This window comes from Neobacillus sp. CF12, from assembly GCF_030348765.1.
In the GTDB taxonomy this organism is placed as follows: Bacteria; Bacillota; Bacilli; order Bacillales; family Cytobacillaceae; genus Neobacillus.
This window is the reverse complement of sequence record NZ_JAUCEU010000007.1, coordinates 2,973,783-2,989,750: the sequence shown is the minus strand read 5'-3', so window position 1 is coordinate 2,989,750 and position 15,968 is coordinate 2,973,783. Positions and strand designations below refer to the sequence as shown.

The window sequence follows — 15,968 nt, the reverse complement described above, 5'->3', positions numbered from 1 at the left end:
CAAAATAGAGGTGTAAAACTTGAAACAGCTATTTTATTATAATTGGCAGGTACGAGAAGATTGGTTTAATTGGTGTGAACAGTTAACAACTGAACAGTTATTAGAAAAAAGGACGGGGGGATTCGGCAATATACTCCATACTTTATTACATATTGTTGTGGTTGAATATGATTGGATTAACGATTTAAATGGGGGAAAGGAGTATGAATTTAAATTAGAGGACTACCACTCTATTAATGATGTAATAAAACTGCATAATGACTGGCATCTAGAGGTGGAAAAGTTTGTAACAGAATGGAAGGAAGAAATGGGCAGTCAGATTTTAGAATTGGATGATGGCAGGAGTTTTACATATGGAGAGGTAGTAAATCACATTATTGTGCATGAAGTTCATCATATTGGGCAATTATCCATATGGGCAAGGGAACTTGGAGCGACTCCGGTTTCAGCAAATTTAATAGGCAGAGGCCTATCATAAAATACAAACCGTAGAGAAATTTTGGGCGAGGTTTATTTAATGAATCAGATACATATCCGACAGTATCAAGAGAGTGATTTTAATAGAATACAAGAGTTAAACCGAGAAGAAGGCTGGAATAACTTAGTTGAAAAGAATGAAGATACGAGGCAGGCATGGGAAAATTCATCTGTTTCATACGTTGTTGATGCAGAAGGTGACGGAGTAGTAGGCTATATTCGAGGTTTTACCGACACATGTATTACACTTTACATTTGTGAATTATTAATTGATAAAAAGTATCGGGGATTAGGCATTGGGCAAGAGTTACTTCAGTACGTACATCGTTTATATCCTAAAACGAGAATAGAAATGCTTGCATCAAGTTCCTCCCATAGATTCTATGAAGGTCAGGGATATCGGCCTTTTTATGGGTTCAGAAAGACGTTTGAAGAATAAATAGAAAATAGGAGGACTAGTTATGAAGAAAATTTATCTTATCCGACATTGTGAGGCCCAAGGGCAGCCAGCAGAAGCGCCACTAACAAATAAAGGTCATACACAAGCTATCGCATTATCTGAGTTCTTTAGAGATATTCCAATTAATCGAATTATCTCAAGTCCGTTTGTGCGCACTATCCAATCTATAGAACCACTTGCAAAAAGACTAAATTTAGAAATTGAAACGAACGATTTATTAACAGAACGTGTACTTAGTTCCGAAAATCTTTCCGACTGGCTTGAAAAGCTAAGCGCTACCTTTGATGATTTTGATTTGAAGTTTGAAGGTGGAGAGTCTAGTTATGATGCAGTGCATCGTATCGTAAGTGTAGTAGAGGAAGCTATGAACAATGAAGCGCAAAATACCATTATTGTTACACATGGTAACCTTCTGTCTTTACTTTTAAATCATTATAATAATGAGTTCGGATTTGATGATTGGCGGAATCTACGTAATCCTGATGTGTTTTTATTGAAAAAAGAGGACGATAATTTGTCGTATGAAAGATTGATAATAGACTCAAACCATCAAGTATCTTTAATTAAACCAACGGTAGAATTGAAGGAAGAATACATCTCATTTTATGAAGAATGGTTAGATAGCAAAGAGGATATGGTACCTTGGGTTATCAAAAAAGATCCGTCAAACTTTGAGGCAATGGTCCAATTTTTAAATGATAATGAGCAAGGACATAATCTTCCTGAAGGCTGGGTGCCAGATTCAACATTTTGGTTAATAAATGAAAACAAAAGAATACTGGGTGTTGTAAATATAAGACACCGTTTAACAGAAATTCTATTAAATAGTGGAGGACATATTGGTTACGGTATCCGTCCTTCAGAGAGAAGAAAAGGATATGCGACTAAATTATTGTCATTGGCGCTTGAAAAATCTAAAGAGTTAGGAATTAAAAAGGCGCTGGTTTTATGTAATGAGGATAATACAGGTTCCTTCAAAACGATTATTAATAATGGAGGTATACCAGATTCAGATTTTATTGAAGAAGATGGAACTATCATAAAAAGATTCTGGATTGAATTATAACAAATAAGAGATGCCAGAAAAGGTGAATAGGAGACGAAGGGGAGAATCTGGTGATAAGAGAGAAGGAAATCAAAGTTGTGATCGGAGCTGGGGATTACAATAATAACCCAGGCTGGGTACATACACAAGAAGAAGAGCTTAATTTAATAGATGAAACCACATGGGCTAGTATGTTTACTTATAATTCCATTACAGCTATACTAGCTGAACACATTTGGGAGCACTTAACATTTGAAGAAGGTGTTCAGGCTGCGAAAAATTGTTATCAATACCTGAAGCCTGCAGGTTATATCCGGTGTGCGGTTCCAGATGGATTTTTTCCTGATGAGGATTATCAAAATATAGTTAAAATCGGTGGACCAGGTCCAAAAGATCATCCCGCTGCAAGTCATAAAATGGTCCATACTTATCGAACGCTATCTAACATGTTTGAAGAGGCAGGATTTAAAGTTACTTTACTTGAGTATTGTGATGAAGCAGGTAACTTTCATTTTAATGACTGGCATGCTGAAGATGGAGTGATTTTTCGGTCCAAAAAGTTTGATCCTAGGAATCAAGGAGATAAATTATTATTTCCTTCGCTTATACTAGACGCAATAAAGTCTTAAATAAAATCAATGAGACACTTTAATACAAGTTGCGCATTTGAAAAGGGCAGGGGGAAACCTGCCCCTGTTTTATGTTAGATTTGTTTCTTACCCTGGTATTTCATCTTAAACTCTGCTTCACTCATGTTTGGATTCTTTCTAGGTGTTGTTTTGCTTAGAGCCTTCTTCATTTCTACATTCGCGTCGTCGCCTGTATTATATTTTCCATCCATCATAATCCCTCCTTTTTCGTACTTAGTATTAAACCTAATCCATTCGTTCATTCTTAAATTACATGCTCTGTTAAAACTGGATGTTGATTCCACTGTGTTTGAAAAATAAGCGGAAAAATTCAGGCTAAATTGGAAATTTGTTATATACCATTATAAATAAGGGCATTTTTCCGCTTATATGATCCAAATCTTTGGATTTTGACTTATTTAGAGCAGTTAACCGGAATATCTCCGCTTATTTCTGCATCTTAAGCTACCACTATATACATTAACCGGAAATTCTCCGCCTATTCATTCTAATACCTACACGAACATCAACAATGAATAATAACAGAGCTAAATTATAGAAAAAACATTGTTGCGATTATCCAAATATTGTAACTATTCTCCCCCCTCATCCCCACCGTTGTCGTCTATACCATCATCCCCGACACCATTATCATCGAAAAATTTATTAACTTTTTCAATGAGAGATTGTTTTTGTTCCAGAACTTCATCATTGGAACTTGTGCCTAAAAAAGTAGAAATAGAATAAGTCTGAATCATTTGCTGCTTATTTTTTGTTAAGATAATGAAGAGTATAGTAATTGCTAGGAGAACGAATAAAATAAATAACATTAATTTAAGCAAATAAACAACCTCCTAAACTTGTCTACTATTTACCCTATGATATGAAAAAATTTTTATACCGAACTGCTGGGGTCAAAATGTGAATGAGGCAGTCCTCTAATGTAAGCTTGGGTTTTTTAGGATTAATGTTAATCATACGTCATCTATGATGACCGCTAGAGAGATATTTCAGGTCGAACGGTAATCATACGTCATCTATGATGACCGTTCGTGAGATACTTTCAGGTCGAACGGGAATCATACGTCATCTATGATGACCGCTAGAGAGATATTTCAGGTTGAACGGGAATCATACGTCATCAATGGTGTCCGATTAACTCATCGACCAGCATCATACGGATTTATAAAATGAGCATGTAATCTTTTTATAAGAGTTTATTGAAATGGATGTGTTTGTAATGATTCAAGCAACTCTTTTATTTATCCTTGCAGGTATTGCAGAGATAGGAGGGGGTTATCTTATTTGGCAATGGCTGCGAGAAGGGAAGCCGTCCTACTGGGGACTAATTGGCGGTGTAGTGCTAGCTTTGTACGGTATAATTGCTACCTTTCAGGTTTTCCCATCATTCGGACGAGTTTATGCTGCTTACGGGGGAGTATTCATTGTGCTTTCGCTATTGTGGGGTTGGGGCATCGACAAAAAGACTCCAGACTTTTATGACTGGATTGGCGGCGGTATATGTTTAATAGGTGTTTTGGTGATGTTATTGGCACCAAGACAATAGAAAATGCTGTTTTGTAAAGATAGTTGTTAAAATCTTAAAGCCGATTTTAACGTGGAATTAACTATTTTGCGCTTTAGAATTTAGTTTGGACGCTCTTTTCTTAATAAATTTTTGCTGTTTTCTACGGAAATCTAGTGCAATCATTAATTTTGTTCCAAGATTAACAAAGTTTAAGAAAAGAGCCTTAAAAAATGAGCTTGGATATCCAAGCTCATTTTTCTATTTATGTGCAAGTTCATACTGAGAAATTTTATCTTCATAGTTCAGTGTTACACCAATTTCATCCCAGCCGTTAAGCAGCATTTCTTTCGGATATGGAGCAATATCAAATGTAAACTCCAACCCCTGATTATCGGTAACCACTTGATCTTCTAGATTCACAGTAAGTGTGTACTCCTCGTTCTCCGCTTTACGCATAATACTTTGAACCTGTTCTTCACTAGCTTGAATTGTAAGGATACCATTTTTCACGCAGTTATTTTTAAAAATATCGGCGTAACTTTGGGCGATAACCACTTTAAAGCCAAAGTCCTGAATCGCCCATGGTGCATGTTCACGGGAGGAGCCACAGCCAAAGTTTTCACCTGCAACTAAAATAGAAGCTCCCTGATATTTAGGATGATTCATTGAAAAATCCTCACGCAGGTTACCCTCATCATCAAAGCGCCAGTGATAAAATAAAAATTGTCCAAAGCCGCTTCGCTCAATTCTTTTTAGGAATTGCTTCGGAATAATCTGGTCTGTATCCACATTACTACGATTTAACGGGCAAACGATTCCTGTATGAATGCGTAATGGTTCCATTTATATTACCTCCTGTGCAGTGAACTTGCGAACATCGACGAAATGACCTGCAACTGCAGCAGCAGCAGCCATTTCAGGGCTGACAAGGTGGGTGCGAGATCCGTTTCCTTGGCGGCCTTCAAAATTACGGTTAGATGTAGAGGCACAGCGTCCACCTGGAGGAACAATGTCATCATTCATTGCCAAGCACATACTGCAGCCAGCTTCGCGCCATTCAAAGCCTGCTTCTTTGAAAATTTGATCAATACCTTCTTTTTCCGCAGCTAATTTTACACTAAATGAGCCAGGAACAACGATTGCCTTCACCTTAGGATTAACCTTATGTCCACGAACGACATCCGCAGCCTTTCGTAAATCACTTAACCGTGAATTGGTACAAGAACCAATAAAGACATGGTCAATCTCTACATTTGAAATCGGTTGGCCGGCTTCAAGTCCCATATATTGAAGGGCACGAGAAATTTCATCCTTTTTATTAGCTCTATCTTCATTATCCGGATTTGGAACAGAAGCTGTAATTGGGATACACATACCTGGGTTGGTTCCCCATGTCACCTGAGGTTCTACTTCAGATGCCTCAATTTCAACAACAGAATCATAGTGTGCACCTTCATCAGTGGCAAGTGCACGCCAGTTTGCTACGGCTTCCTCGAAAGCTTCACCCTTAGGAACATGTCTACGTCCTTTTAAGTATTCAAAAGTCGTTTCATCAGGTGAAATCAAGCCTGCACGTGCACCTGCTTCAATCGACATATTACAAACGGTCATACGCTCTTCCATGGATAGGGAAGTGATCGCCTCGCCTGTATATTCCATCACATAACCAGTTCCGAATTGAACGCCAAATTTACCGATAATCGCTAAGATTAAATCCTTTGCCGTTACACCTGTTCCCAGTTTACCGTTCACTTTAACATTCATTGTTTTTGGAGGTGCTTGCCAAAGTGTTTGTGTCGCTAGGACATGTTCGACTTCACTTGTCCCAATTCCGAACGCTAAAGCGCCAAATGCACCATGTGTAGAAGTATGACTATCACCACAGACGATTGTCTTTCCAGGCTGTGTAAGACCAAGTTCAGGACCAATTACATGGACAATCCCATTGTCTGGATGCTGACGATCAGAAAGTTCAACGCCAAATTCCTGACAATTCTCCTTCAATGTATCAATTTGTTTCTTTGAGATAGGATCCTTGATCACGTTTCGATCAAGTGTGGAAACATTGTGGTCCATTGTTGCATAAGTAAGATCTGGTCGACGTACTTTACGGCCGTTCATTCGTAACCCTTCAAATGCCTGAGGAGAGGTTACTTCATGAACTAAGTGCAAATCAATATAAAGCAAATCAGGTTTTCCTGCTTCTTGATATACGACATGCTTCTCCCAAACTTTTTGAATAATATTTTTTGGTTTTTGCATAATGTCCTTCCTCACATTTCTAGATTTAGTAGAGAGGGGGTAGTTCGTCCCCTAAAAAATACGGTTCTTGATAAGGAGAAGCAGCTGGACTAATGAGCCCAGCTGCAGCTAATTATACATAACAGCTCATGATACACTTTGATGCGTTTTGAGATTTAATGAAGTCGACAATATGACGAGTCATTTCAGCAGTACCAACAAGTCTGCCTTCAGGTATTTGAAGATCAGCGGTATGGAAGCCAGCATCTAATACCGATTGTACAGCCTCTTCAATCAATTTCGCCTCATCGTTTAATTCGAAAGAGTAACGAAGCATCAACGCGGTTGATAAAATCATTGCTACCGGGTTGGCAACACCTTTTCCAGCAATATCTGGTGCTGAACCGTGAACGGGTTCATATAGTCCAACTCCATCTTCGCTCAGGCTTGCTGAAGCAAGCATTCCAAGTGAACCTGTTAAAACAGAGGCTTCATCACTAAGAATGTCACCGAACATATTCTCCGTTACAATGACATCGAACTGCGTAGGATTTGTAATCAATTTCATAGCAGCTGCATCCACCAAGACATGGTCAACAGCCACATCTGGATAGTGAGCTTTTTTCTCTTCGACAATCTCACGCCACATCTTACTTGATTCCAAGACGTTTGCTTTATCAACAGATGTAAGGTGTCCACGCCGCCCTTGGGCTGCTTGGAATGCTTTGTCTACGATTCTTTCAATCTCCTTACGGGTGTAAGCTAGTGTATCAACCACTGTTTGCCCGTTATCACGACGTTCACTAGGAGTACCGAAATAAATCCCTCCTGTTAACTCACGGACAATTAATAAATCGCTGCCTGCAACAACTTCCTCTTTTAAAGGAGAAGCATGCAGCAAATTTTTAAATCCTTTAATGGGTCTTAAATTGGCATATAAATCAAGGGCCTTCCGAATACCAAGCAATCCTCTTTCAGGGCGTAAATGGGAGGGGTTGTTATCCCATTTAGGGCCTCCAACCGCACCTAATAATACAGCATCTGCTTGTTTACAGGCGTCAACTGTTGTTTCCGGCAGCGGAGTGCCGTATAGGTCAATGGCTGCCCCTCCGATCTCATGGGATTCGAAGGTAAAACTGTGGTTAAATTCTTCAGCAATAGCATTCAATACATCTTTTGCAGAATTAATAACTTCCTTGCCAATCCCATCACCAGGTAGTAATACAATACGTTTTTTCATTCGAAGCAACCTCCTCATCATTTTTTAAAACGCCTCGCAAAAAAGTCACTTAAGCTTGCGCGGATGCTGCGGAAATAGCAGCTTTAGGGTTGTAAAATACTCGATTTACAGCATTCAAGAACGATTTAGCAGAAGCTTCTAACACGTCTTGTGCTGAACCGCGGCCACTTACCTGTAGACCATCAACGGTCATTTTTACATGTACCTCAGCTAGGGCATCTCTTCCTTGGCCAACTGAGTTTAGTTTAAAATCAGTTAAGTGAATTTCTTCTTTAATTAAAGCTTCCAATGTGTTCATTAACGCTTCTACGCTTCCTGAACCTGTACGGGCGGTTTCTACGCGAACACCTTCTGGCGTATTAAGCGCAACTGTAGCAGTAGGGAGGTTGGCTGAACCATAATGGACTTGGAAAGCAACAAGTTCATATTTTTTAACATCAGCAACTGCAGTTTGGATATCGGTTAGGATAGTAAATAAATCTTCATCCGTAACTTCTTTTTTACGGTCGGTAAGCTGTTTAAAAGCTGTAAATGCTTCAAGAAGTTTTTCAGCAGATAACGTAAAGCCCATGTTTTCAATTTTATCTTTAAAGGCATGACGTCCTGAATGCTTACCAAGGACTAAATCATTCGATTGAATACCAACCATTTCAGGAGTAATAATTTCATAGGTTAGGGCATTCTTTAATACACCATCCTGATGAATTCCTGACTCATGAGCAAAAGCATTTTTTCCAACTACCGCTTTATTTCCAGGAACCATCATTCCTGTGAAGCGGCTGACTAAGTCACTGGTGCGTTTGATTTCTTTTAAAACAAGATTTGTCGTAAATGGATATTTATCTTTACGAATATTGAAAGCTACGGCAATTTCTTCAAGTGAAGCATTCCCCGCACGTTCGCCAATACCGTTAATGGTTCCTTCCACCTGGGTAACACCATTTTCGATTGCTGCCAGTGAGTTGGCAACAGCCATTCCTAAATCATCATGACAATGACAGGATAATGAAACCTTATGGATATTAGGAACGTTCTCTCGGATATAACGGAACATGTAACCATATTCTGCTGGGGTAGCATAACCTACAGTGTCAGGAAGGTTAATGACCGTTGCTCCTGCGTCAATCACCTTGGTAATGATTTTGACAAGAAAGTCTAGATCCGAACGAGAAGCATCTTCAGCAGACCACTCGATATGTGGGAATCTTTGTTTGGCATATGCCACCATATCGACTGAGGTTTGAATGACTTCCTCAGGTGTTTTGAACAATTTATATTTCATATGAATAGGGGAGGTAGCAAGGAAAACGTGCAACCTTGGTTCTGCTGCATCTTTTAATGCGTCCCACGCAATGTCAATGTCCGATTTGGTTGCTCTTGCTAGACCAGTGACGGAACTGTTTTTAATACTCCGGGCAATCGCTCTTACTGCCTCGAAATCCCCTTGGGAGGAAGCCGGAAACCCGGCCTCCATGATATCAACGCCAAACCTTTCTAGTTGTCTAGCGATTTCCAGTTTTTCGAGTTGGTTTAAATTCACACCAGGAGATTGTTCGCCATCGCGAAGTGTCGTATCAAAGATGTTAACGTGAACCATTTACCACCACTTCCTTCTTCTCATTTACTGGCTTGTTTTTAATAAATGGCATTAAGGCACGAAGCTCACGACCAACTACTTCAATTGGATGGTTATTTTCACTGCGGTTAATTGCGTTAAATTGAGGACGGTTTGCTTGGTTCTCCAAGATCCAGCCTTTCGCAAATGCACCTGTTTGAATATCCGTTAATACTTCTTTCATGCGTGCTTTTGTATCTTCGTTAACAACACGTGGTCCAGAAACGAAATCTCCCCATTGTGCTGTATCAGAGATAGAATAACGCATGTTTTCAAGTCCTCCTTCATATAGAAGGTCAACGATTAATTTTAATTCGTGTAAACACTCAAAGTAAGCAACTTCAGGCTGGTAACCAGCTTCTACAAGCGTTTCGAAACCTGCTTTGATTAGGGCAGTAGCACCACCGCAAAGAACTGCTTGTTCTCCGAATAAATCTGTTTCTGTTTCTTCTTGGAAAGAAGTTTCTAATACACCTGCACGAGCAGATCCGATACCTTTAGCGTAAGCAAGAGCTAAGTCACGCGCTTGGCCAGTGTAGTCTTGATAAACAGCGTATAGTGCTGGAACTCCTGCGCCTTCTGTATAGGTGCGTCGAACTAAATGTCCTGGACCTTTAGGAGCAACTAGGAACACGTCTACATCTGCTGGAGGAACGATTTGTGTAAAATGAACGTTGAAACCATGAGCAAATACTAATGCATTACCAGCTTCAAGGTTTGGTTTAATGCTTTCTTCGTAAACCTTAGGCTGCATTTCATCTGGAAGTAAAACCATAATAACTTCTGCTTGAGCAGTTGCTTCAGCAACAGTTGTAACTTCAACTCCATCTTCAACTGCTTTATCCCAAGACTTTCCGCCTCTTAAACCAACAACAACGTCAAAACCGCTTTCCTTAAGGTTTAATGCATGAGCATGACCTTGTGAACCATAACCAATTACTGCGATCTTCTTTCCTTGTAAAACTGCCTCTTGAATATCTCCGTTATATAATACTTTTGCCATTATAATCATCCCTTCGAAAATGTTTATTTTATTTGAGAGTAGGTAGTTAACTCGTTAACTTGTGGTTGATGTCCGCGTAAGAAGGCGGTCAATCCTGTTCTAGCAATCTCTTTAATTCCATATGGGCGAAGCAGGTCGATCAACGCATCGATTTTATCTGGCCGGCCAGTAATCTGTATCGTTAAGCTGTCTTTGCTTACGTCAATGATTAAGGCACGGAAGGGGTCGATGATTCCGTTAATCTCACTGCGAAGTTGTGAACTCCCTGCTACTTTAATTAGAGCCAGTTCACGTGCGACAATCGCTTTATCTGTTATGTCAGAAACCTTTAATACATCAATTTGCTTGTTTAGTTGTTTTGTAACCTGTTCAAGGCGCTGTTCATCTTCGACTTCAACCACTAAGGTCATTTTTGAAATGCCTTCGGTTTCAGTTGGACCTACTGAGATACTTGAGATATTAAATTGTCGTCTTTGTAATAGACCAGTGACTCGATTTAATACACCACTTCGATCCTGAACGGTTAAGGAAATAATCCGTTTCACGATGGTTTCACCCCAATCATTTCATGTATTCCTTTGCCAGGAGCAATCATCGGGAAAACTTTTTCCTGCTGTAATACTCGGCAATCCATTAATACAGGACCGTCATAAGCAAATACTTCTGGAAGCTTTGTGATTAATTCTTCCTGAGTTTCAATCTTTAACCCTAGGATATGGTAGGCCTCAGCAAGCTTCACAAAATCTGGCTGCGTATTAAGGATAGACTCCGATATACGGTTACCATGTAATAATTCCTGCCATTGTCGAACCATACCTAGGGCACCGTTATTGACAATGATGATTTTTACTGGGAGATTCTGTTCGTAAATTACCGACAATTCCTGTAAGGTCATCTGGAAACCAGCATCCCCAACAATGGCTACTACAGTGCTGCCTGGAGATGCCATTTGCGCTCCAATCGCAGCTGGAAAGCCGAATCCCATCGTCCCTAGTCCACCGGAAGTAACCCAGCGATGAGGTTTTTCAAAATTGTAATATTGAGCAGCCCACATTTGGTGCTGTCCAACATCTGTCGTAACAACAGCTTCACCGTTTGTTACTTTATGAATCGCTTCAATCAACCATTGTGGAGACATTCCGTTTGGATCATGTTTATACCATAATGGGAATTCTTCTTTATACTTGTTAAGTGTCTCTAACCATCTTTCTGTATCGGGTGATTCTGCTGTCTGATTAATTAATTCAATCAAAGCTTCCTTTGAATCTGAAACAATTGGAATATTTGTTGGGACATTTTTTCCAATTTCAGCAGGATCGATATCAATATGGGCAACTTTGGCATTGGGAGCAAAGTGCTTTAGATTTCCTGTAAGTCGGTCATCAAAGCGGGCACCGATATTAATAAGTAAATCTGATTCGTAAATTGCCATGTTTGCTGTGTACGTTCCATGCATGCCGCCCATCCCAAGAGAGAGAGGGGTGTTTGCTGGGAATGTTCCAAGTCCTAGAAGAGTAGTTACAACTGGAATCTTGTGTTTTTCAGCGAAAGCAGTTAACTCTGATGAAGCCTTTCCGTGAAGTATCCCAGCACCAGCAAGAATAACCGGCTTTCTTGACTTAGCAATCGCATCTGCAAGTTTTTTGATCTGCAGCGGATTTGGCTTTGTTGTTGGCTGGTATCCTGGGAGGTGGATAACACCTTCTCCAGGTATTTCAGTTAATTCTCCTGCTGAGATATCTTTTGGAATATCAATTAACACCGGACCTGGACGACCTGTAGAAGCAATATGAAAAGCTTCTTTTACAATTCTTGGCAGGTCGAAAATGTTTTGTACCTGATAATTATGTTTTGTAATAGGTGTTGTAATCGCCATAACGTCAGCTTCTTGAAATGCATCAGTTCCGATGACACCACGAGCAACCTGACCAGTGAAAATCACTAGCGGTAAAGAATCCATCATTGCGTCTGTAATACCAGTAACCAAGTTGGTTGCTCCAGGACCAGAAGTTGCGATTACAACCCCAGGTTTTCCGGTAATGCGGGCATAACCTTCAGCAGCATGAATGCTTCCTTGCTCGTGACGGAAGAGGACGTGCTTAATGTTGCCTCTCGCACGATAAATCGCGTCATAGATTGGTAGAACGGCACCACCCGGATACCCAAAAAGCGTATCAACACCTTCATTAATTAATAAGTCAATGAGCAGGTCTGCACCCGTTTTCGGTGCCGTACTAGTTTGGAAGTCCGGCTTTGCTTCTACTTTCACCTCGTAATCCCTCCTTGTATATGTTTGAAACTTTTCTTAAAAATTCCCAAAATAGTAAAAGAAGGCCATAATCTCTCCGAATAAACTGCAGACACAAAAAACATAAGCAGAATATTTCGGGGAGAAATGGCCTTCCATTTCTCGGTACCACCCGGTTTTACAGCATTCTCACGAATACTGCCTCTTGAAGCGACTACAAAAGTTCATAACCGCTTCTTTTGGTAACAGGTGCTCCAAAAAGAACACCTGACTGAGCCTAATAAGTAAGGACCGTTCAGCTCAATACTCAGGGATGATGTCGGAATAAGGTGTATTACTGGGCTTCCAGCAACCCCAGCTCTCTGAAAATACATTTTCTTATTCCTTTATTCCCGTCATCGATTTTCTCTATAAATTTTTCAAATCTACTGATAGGTCTTTAACCTCGGCGATTAAAAGGGAGCCTAAACCCTGGGTTAGGTTAAAGTGACAGTATTTACTAACTTAATACTTTTATATTTTCATAATTCCGCCAGTATTAGCGGAGGTAACCAACTTTGCATATTTGGCTAGGTAGCCGGTCTTAATCTTTGGCTCTGGCTTTTGCCATAAGCGTCTTCTTTCTGCTAAAACTTCTTCATCCACAATCAATTCAATGGATCTAGCAGGCAAGTCGATTAGGATTTTGTCACCATTTTCAACAAGTGCAATAGGTCCGCCTTCGGCTGCTTCCGGTGAAATATGACCGATGGAAATCCCGCGGCTTGCACCAGAGAAACGACCATCTGTGATAAGAGCAACTTCTTTCCCTAATCCACGACCCATAATAGCGGAGGTAGGGGCAAGCATTTCCGGCATTCCTGGTCCGCCTTTTGGACCTTCATAGCGGATAACCACTACGTGTCCTGCTTGAACAGTGCCATTATTGATATTTTCTTGTGCCTCTTCTTGAGAATCAAAAACGATTGCTTCGCCAAGGAAGGTTTTGATTGACGGATCAACGGCACCGACCTTGATAACACTGCCATCTGGAGCAATATTTCCATATAGGATGGATAGACCGCCAACAGGGCTATATGGATTGTCTTTGCTTCGTATAACATTCTCATTTGTTATTGTTGCATCCTTCACATTTTCTTGAAGGGTTTTTCCGGTAATCGTTAAGCAGTCCTTATGGAGGGCTCCTTCAACCTTATATAGCTCATTAATAATTGCACTAACTCCGCCAGCATGATGAATATCTTCCATAGAGTAATCGGAGGCAGGCATGATCTTCGCTAAATATGGAACCTTTTCAGCAATTTTGTTAATATCGCGTAAATCATATTCAATACCTGCTTCATGAGCGATGGCAAGGGTATGTAGAACGGTGTTCGTCGATCCCCCCATAGCCATATCTAAAGCAAATGCATTGTCAATCGCTTCTCTTGTAATGATATCTCTAGGACGAATATCATTTTTTACTAATTCAACAAGATGTTTTGCTGCTTGACGGATTAACTCATGTCTTCCTTCTGAAGTAGCAACGATTGTTCCATTTCCAGGAACTGTCATTCCTAAGACTTCCATTAAGCAGTTCATTGAGTTTGCTGTGAACATTCCTGAGCATGAACCGCAAGTAGGACATGCACTGGTTTCAATTTCGAGTAATTCCTGCTGTGTCATTGTACCGCTATGGTAAGCACCAACGCCTTCAAAAACGGACGTTAGTGAAAGGTTTTTTCCAGTGGTTGGAGAGACGCCGGCTTCCATTGGCCCTCCTGACACGAAAACGGAAGGGACATTGGTTCGTGCTGCTGCCATTAACATCCCTGGTGTGATTTTGTCACAGTTCGGAATGTAGAATACACCGTCAAACCAATGAGCATTAATAACTGTTTCTGCACTATCAGCGATAATTTCACGGCTTGGAAGGGAGTAACGCATTCCAATATGACCCATTGCAATTCCGTCATCTACGCCAATGGTGTTAAATTCAAAAGGTATCCCGCCAGCTTCACGTATCGCTTCTTTTACAATTTCACCGAAACGATTTAGGTGTTTGTGTCCAGGGATAATTTCAATAAATGAGTTACAGACACCGATGAACGGTTTTTCTAGGTCCTTCACTGTTACCCCAGTAGCGTATAGTAGGCTGCGGTGGGGAGCTCGATCAATCCCCTTTTTTATCATATCGCTTCGCATTGGTTTATCTCCTAACTGACAATGGCATGGTTTGTAGATTCAGGATAACAAGCCACACCGTCCGTTGTTACAATTTTTCTAAATTCTTCTAATAGATCATTTGTTACGCTGCCTGGTTTACCGCCGCTAATCTCGCGTCCATCGACACTAATAACAGCAATAACCTCTACAGCGGTTCCGGTTAAGAATACTTCATCGGCTACATATACATCGTGCCGTGTAAATGGAGATTCTTTCACTTCATAGCCTTTTGCTCTTGCTACATCAATAATTGCATTTCGGGTAATTCCTTCTAATGCACCTAAGTAAACAGGAGGGGTATAAATGACTCCATTTTTTACAATGAAGATATTATCAGCTGAACCTTCAGTAACATATCCTTGATCATTGAGCATCAAAGCTTCTTGTACACCAGCCTGATTGGCTTCTAATTTAACAAGAATATTATTTAAATAGTTAAGTGATTTAACTTGTGGACTTAATACATCCGGCCGATTCCTTCTGCTTGCTACAGATGCAATTTTAATACCCCGTTCGTAAAATTCCTTAGGATACAAGGCTAATTGCTCTGCGATAATAATAACGTTAGGTTTTGGGCAGGAGGAAGGGTCTAGACCGAGATTTCCTTTACCTCGTGAAACAACAACACGGATATAGGCGCTGTCCAATTCATTTTTTCTAATGGTATCTACGATTAATTGTGTCAATTCTTCCTGTGTATAAGGAATTTTCAGCATAATGGATTGTGCTGATTCGAACAGTCTTTTTAAGTGAGCATCGAGTCTAAAGACGTTTCCGCTATAAACACGAATGCCTTCAAATACACCGTCTCCATATAAAAATCCATGGTCAAAAACTGAAACTACAGCATCCTCTTTCTTGACGAATTCTCCGCCAAGGAATATCCATTGACTTCCCAACCTAACCACTCCTTTTAGTGATGAAACGCTTTAGATAGTTAAAATCATTTGCAAAAATAATATACATGCCATATCTCCTATTTAAGGAAGGACCGAAGATATGTTTATTAGTAAGAATATTTAATACATAATATATTTTCAGTAATCTTACACCCAATCTAAATCTTGGTCAATATAAAAATCTGACAATTCAAATAAATCAGAAAAACTGGTAGCGTTTTCATTATTGTCAGATTAAGGTTGGAGGAAAATAAAAATAGTAAAAAAATTTTTTTTGAAGTCTAAAAAGAAGAGTAAAGAGGGGACAATTCATACGGAGATTCTACTATAGTCAACTTAGAAAACTGCTTGGATTACAAATTCAGACAATTTTATAAA

At 39.9% G+C, this 15,968-nt stretch carries 16 protein-coding genes and 1 pseudogene; 6 read left to right on the top strand and 11 right to left on the bottom strand.

Annotation, left to right across the window (positions count from 1 at the left end; all coding sequences use genetic code 11):
• Positions 1-19 precede the first annotated feature (19 nt).
• The 5 genes and pseudogenes from QUG14_RS14160 to QUG14_RS14140 all read left to right on the top strand — a co-directional run bounded on the left by QUG14_RS14160 (position 20) and on the right by QUG14_RS14140 (position 2,611).
• Positions 20-478 (top strand): DinB family protein, encoded by a 459-nt coding sequence (locus QUG14_RS14160; RefSeq protein WP_289341176.1) that lies wholly within the window; start codon positions 20-22, stop codon positions 476-478.
• Between the two features lie 39 nt (positions 479-517).
• A complete protein-coding gene (locus tag QUG14_RS14155; protein ID WP_289341175.1) occupies positions 518-916 on the top strand; it encodes a GNAT family N-acetyltransferase in 399 nt (132 codons plus the stop codon).
• Positions 917-938: 22 nt separating this feature from the next.
• Positions 939-1,400: pseudogene (locus QUG14_RS14150) on the top strand (histidine phosphatase family protein); the annotation flags it as partial.
• A 72-nt stretch (positions 1,401-1,472) separates the two neighbouring features.
• A complete protein-coding gene (locus QUG14_RS14145) occupies positions 1,473-2,003 on the top strand; it encodes a GNAT family N-acetyltransferase (RefSeq protein ID WP_289344149.1) in 531 nt (176 codons plus the stop codon).
• A gap of 47 nt (positions 2,004-2,050) precedes the next feature.
• Positions 2,051-2,611, top strand: a complete 561-nt coding sequence (locus QUG14_RS14140) for a class I SAM-dependent methyltransferase (protein ID WP_289344148.1) — start codon at positions 2,051-2,053, stop codon at positions 2,609-2,611.
• A 74-nt stretch (positions 2,612-2,685) separates the two neighbouring features.
• Here the strand turns inward: QUG14_RS14140 and QUG14_RS14135 are convergent, their stop codons facing one another.
• Entirely contained in the window at positions 2,686-2,823 is a 138-nt protein-coding gene (locus tag QUG14_RS14135) for a hypothetical protein (RefSeq protein ID WP_289341174.1), read from the bottom strand.
• Positions 2,824-3,204: 381 nt separating this feature from the next.
• The gene (locus QUG14_RS14130; protein WP_289341173.1) at positions 3,205-3,453 is read right to left on the bottom strand and encodes a hypothetical protein; all 249 of its coding nucleotides are present in this window, start codon (positions 3,451-3,453) and stop codon (positions 3,205-3,207) included.
• 398 nt (positions 3,454-3,851) lie between these two features.
• On the opposite strand from QUG14_RS14130, the gene QUG14_RS14125 reads away from it, so the two are divergent.
• Positions 3,852-4,178: a YnfA family protein gene (locus tag QUG14_RS14125; RefSeq protein WP_289344147.1), complete on the top strand. Its 327-nt coding sequence runs from the start codon at positions 3,852-3,854 to the stop codon at positions 4,176-4,178.
• A gap of 219 nt (positions 4,179-4,397) precedes the next feature.
• On the opposite strand, the gene leuD is transcribed toward QUG14_RS14125, so the two are convergent.
• From leuD to ilvE, 9 genes are all read right to left on the bottom strand, one after another.
• The gene (gene leuD / locus QUG14_RS14120) at positions 4,398-4,982 is read right to left on the bottom strand and encodes a 3-isopropylmalate dehydratase small subunit (RefSeq protein ID WP_289341172.1); all 585 of its coding nucleotides are present in this window, start codon (positions 4,980-4,982) and stop codon (positions 4,398-4,400) included.
• Positions 4,983-6,401, bottom strand: a complete 1,419-nt coding sequence (gene leuC, locus QUG14_RS14115) for a 3-isopropylmalate dehydratase large subunit (protein WP_289341171.1) — start codon at positions 6,399-6,401, stop codon at positions 4,983-4,985.
• Between the two features lie 112 nt (positions 6,402-6,513).
• Entirely contained in the window at positions 6,514-7,620 is a 1,107-nt protein-coding gene (leuB, locus tag QUG14_RS14110; protein ID WP_289341170.1) for a 3-isopropylmalate dehydrogenase, read from the bottom strand.
• A 49-nt stretch (positions 7,621-7,669) separates the two neighbouring features.
• Positions 7,670-9,217, bottom strand: a complete 1,548-nt coding sequence (locus QUG14_RS14105; RefSeq protein WP_289341169.1) for a 2-isopropylmalate synthase — start codon at positions 9,215-9,217, stop codon at positions 7,670-7,672.
• Positions 9,204-10,238: a ketol-acid reductoisomerase gene (ilvC, locus tag QUG14_RS14100; protein WP_289341168.1), complete on the bottom strand. Its 1,035-nt coding sequence runs from the start codon at positions 10,236-10,238 to the stop codon at positions 9,204-9,206. Before ilvC ends, QUG14_RS14105 begins: the two co-directional genes overlap by 14 nt.
• Before the next feature lie 23 nt (positions 10,239-10,261).
• A complete protein-coding gene (gene ilvN / locus QUG14_RS14095) occupies positions 10,262-10,783 on the bottom strand; it encodes an acetolactate synthase small subunit (protein ID WP_034677413.1) in 522 nt (173 codons plus the stop codon).
• On the bottom strand, positions 10,780-12,507 hold the full coding sequence (gene ilvB, locus QUG14_RS14090) for an acetolactate synthase large subunit (RefSeq protein WP_289341167.1): 1,728 nt from the start codon (positions 12,505-12,507) through the stop codon (positions 10,780-10,782). Before ilvB ends, ilvN begins: the two co-directional genes overlap by 4 nt.
• Before the next feature lie 492 nt (positions 12,508-12,999).
• The gene (ilvD, locus tag QUG14_RS14085) at positions 13,000-14,670 is read right to left on the bottom strand and encodes a dihydroxy-acid dehydratase (protein ID WP_289341166.1); all 1,671 of its coding nucleotides are present in this window, start codon (positions 14,668-14,670) and stop codon (positions 13,000-13,002) included.
• Between the two features lie 11 nt (positions 14,671-14,681).
• The gene (ilvE, locus tag QUG14_RS14080; protein WP_289341165.1) at positions 14,682-15,590 is read right to left on the bottom strand and encodes a branched-chain-amino-acid transaminase; all 909 of its coding nucleotides are present in this window, start codon (positions 15,588-15,590) and stop codon (positions 14,682-14,684) included.
• Between the last annotated feature and the right edge of the window lie 378 nt (positions 15,591-15,968).

Coding starts and splice junctions, on each gene's coding strand:
- leuD (WP_289341172.1), bottom strand. CDS start 4,982: ATGGAACCATTACGCATTCATACAGGAATCGTTTGCCCGTTAAATCGT.
- QUG14_RS14155 (WP_289341175.1), top strand. CDS start 518: ATGAATCAGATACATATCCGACAGTATCAAGAGAGTGATTTTAATAGA.
- leuC (WP_289341171.1), bottom strand. CDS start 6,401: ATGCAAAAACCAAAAAATATTATTCAAAAAGTTTGGGAGAAGCATGTC.
- QUG14_RS14135 (WP_289341174.1), bottom strand. CDS start 2,823: ATGGATGGAAAATATAATACAGGCGACGACGCGAATGTAGAAATGAAG.
- ilvD (WP_289341166.1), bottom strand. CDS start 14,670: ATGCGAAGCGATATGATAAAAAAGGGGATTGATCGAGCTCCCCACCGC.
- QUG14_RS14105 (WP_289341169.1), bottom strand. CDS start 9,217: ATGGTTCACGTTAACATCTTTGATACGACACTTCGCGATGGCGAACAA.
- QUG14_RS14125 (WP_289344147.1), top strand. CDS start 3,852: ATGATTCAAGCAACTCTTTTATTTATCCTTGCAGGTATTGCAGAGATA.
- leuB (WP_289341170.1), bottom strand. CDS start 7,620: ATGAAAAAACGTATTGTATTACTACCTGGTGATGGGATTGGCAAGGAA.
- ilvC (WP_289341168.1), bottom strand. CDS start 10,238: ATGGCAAAAGTATTATATAACGGAGATATTCAAGAGGCAGTTTTACAA.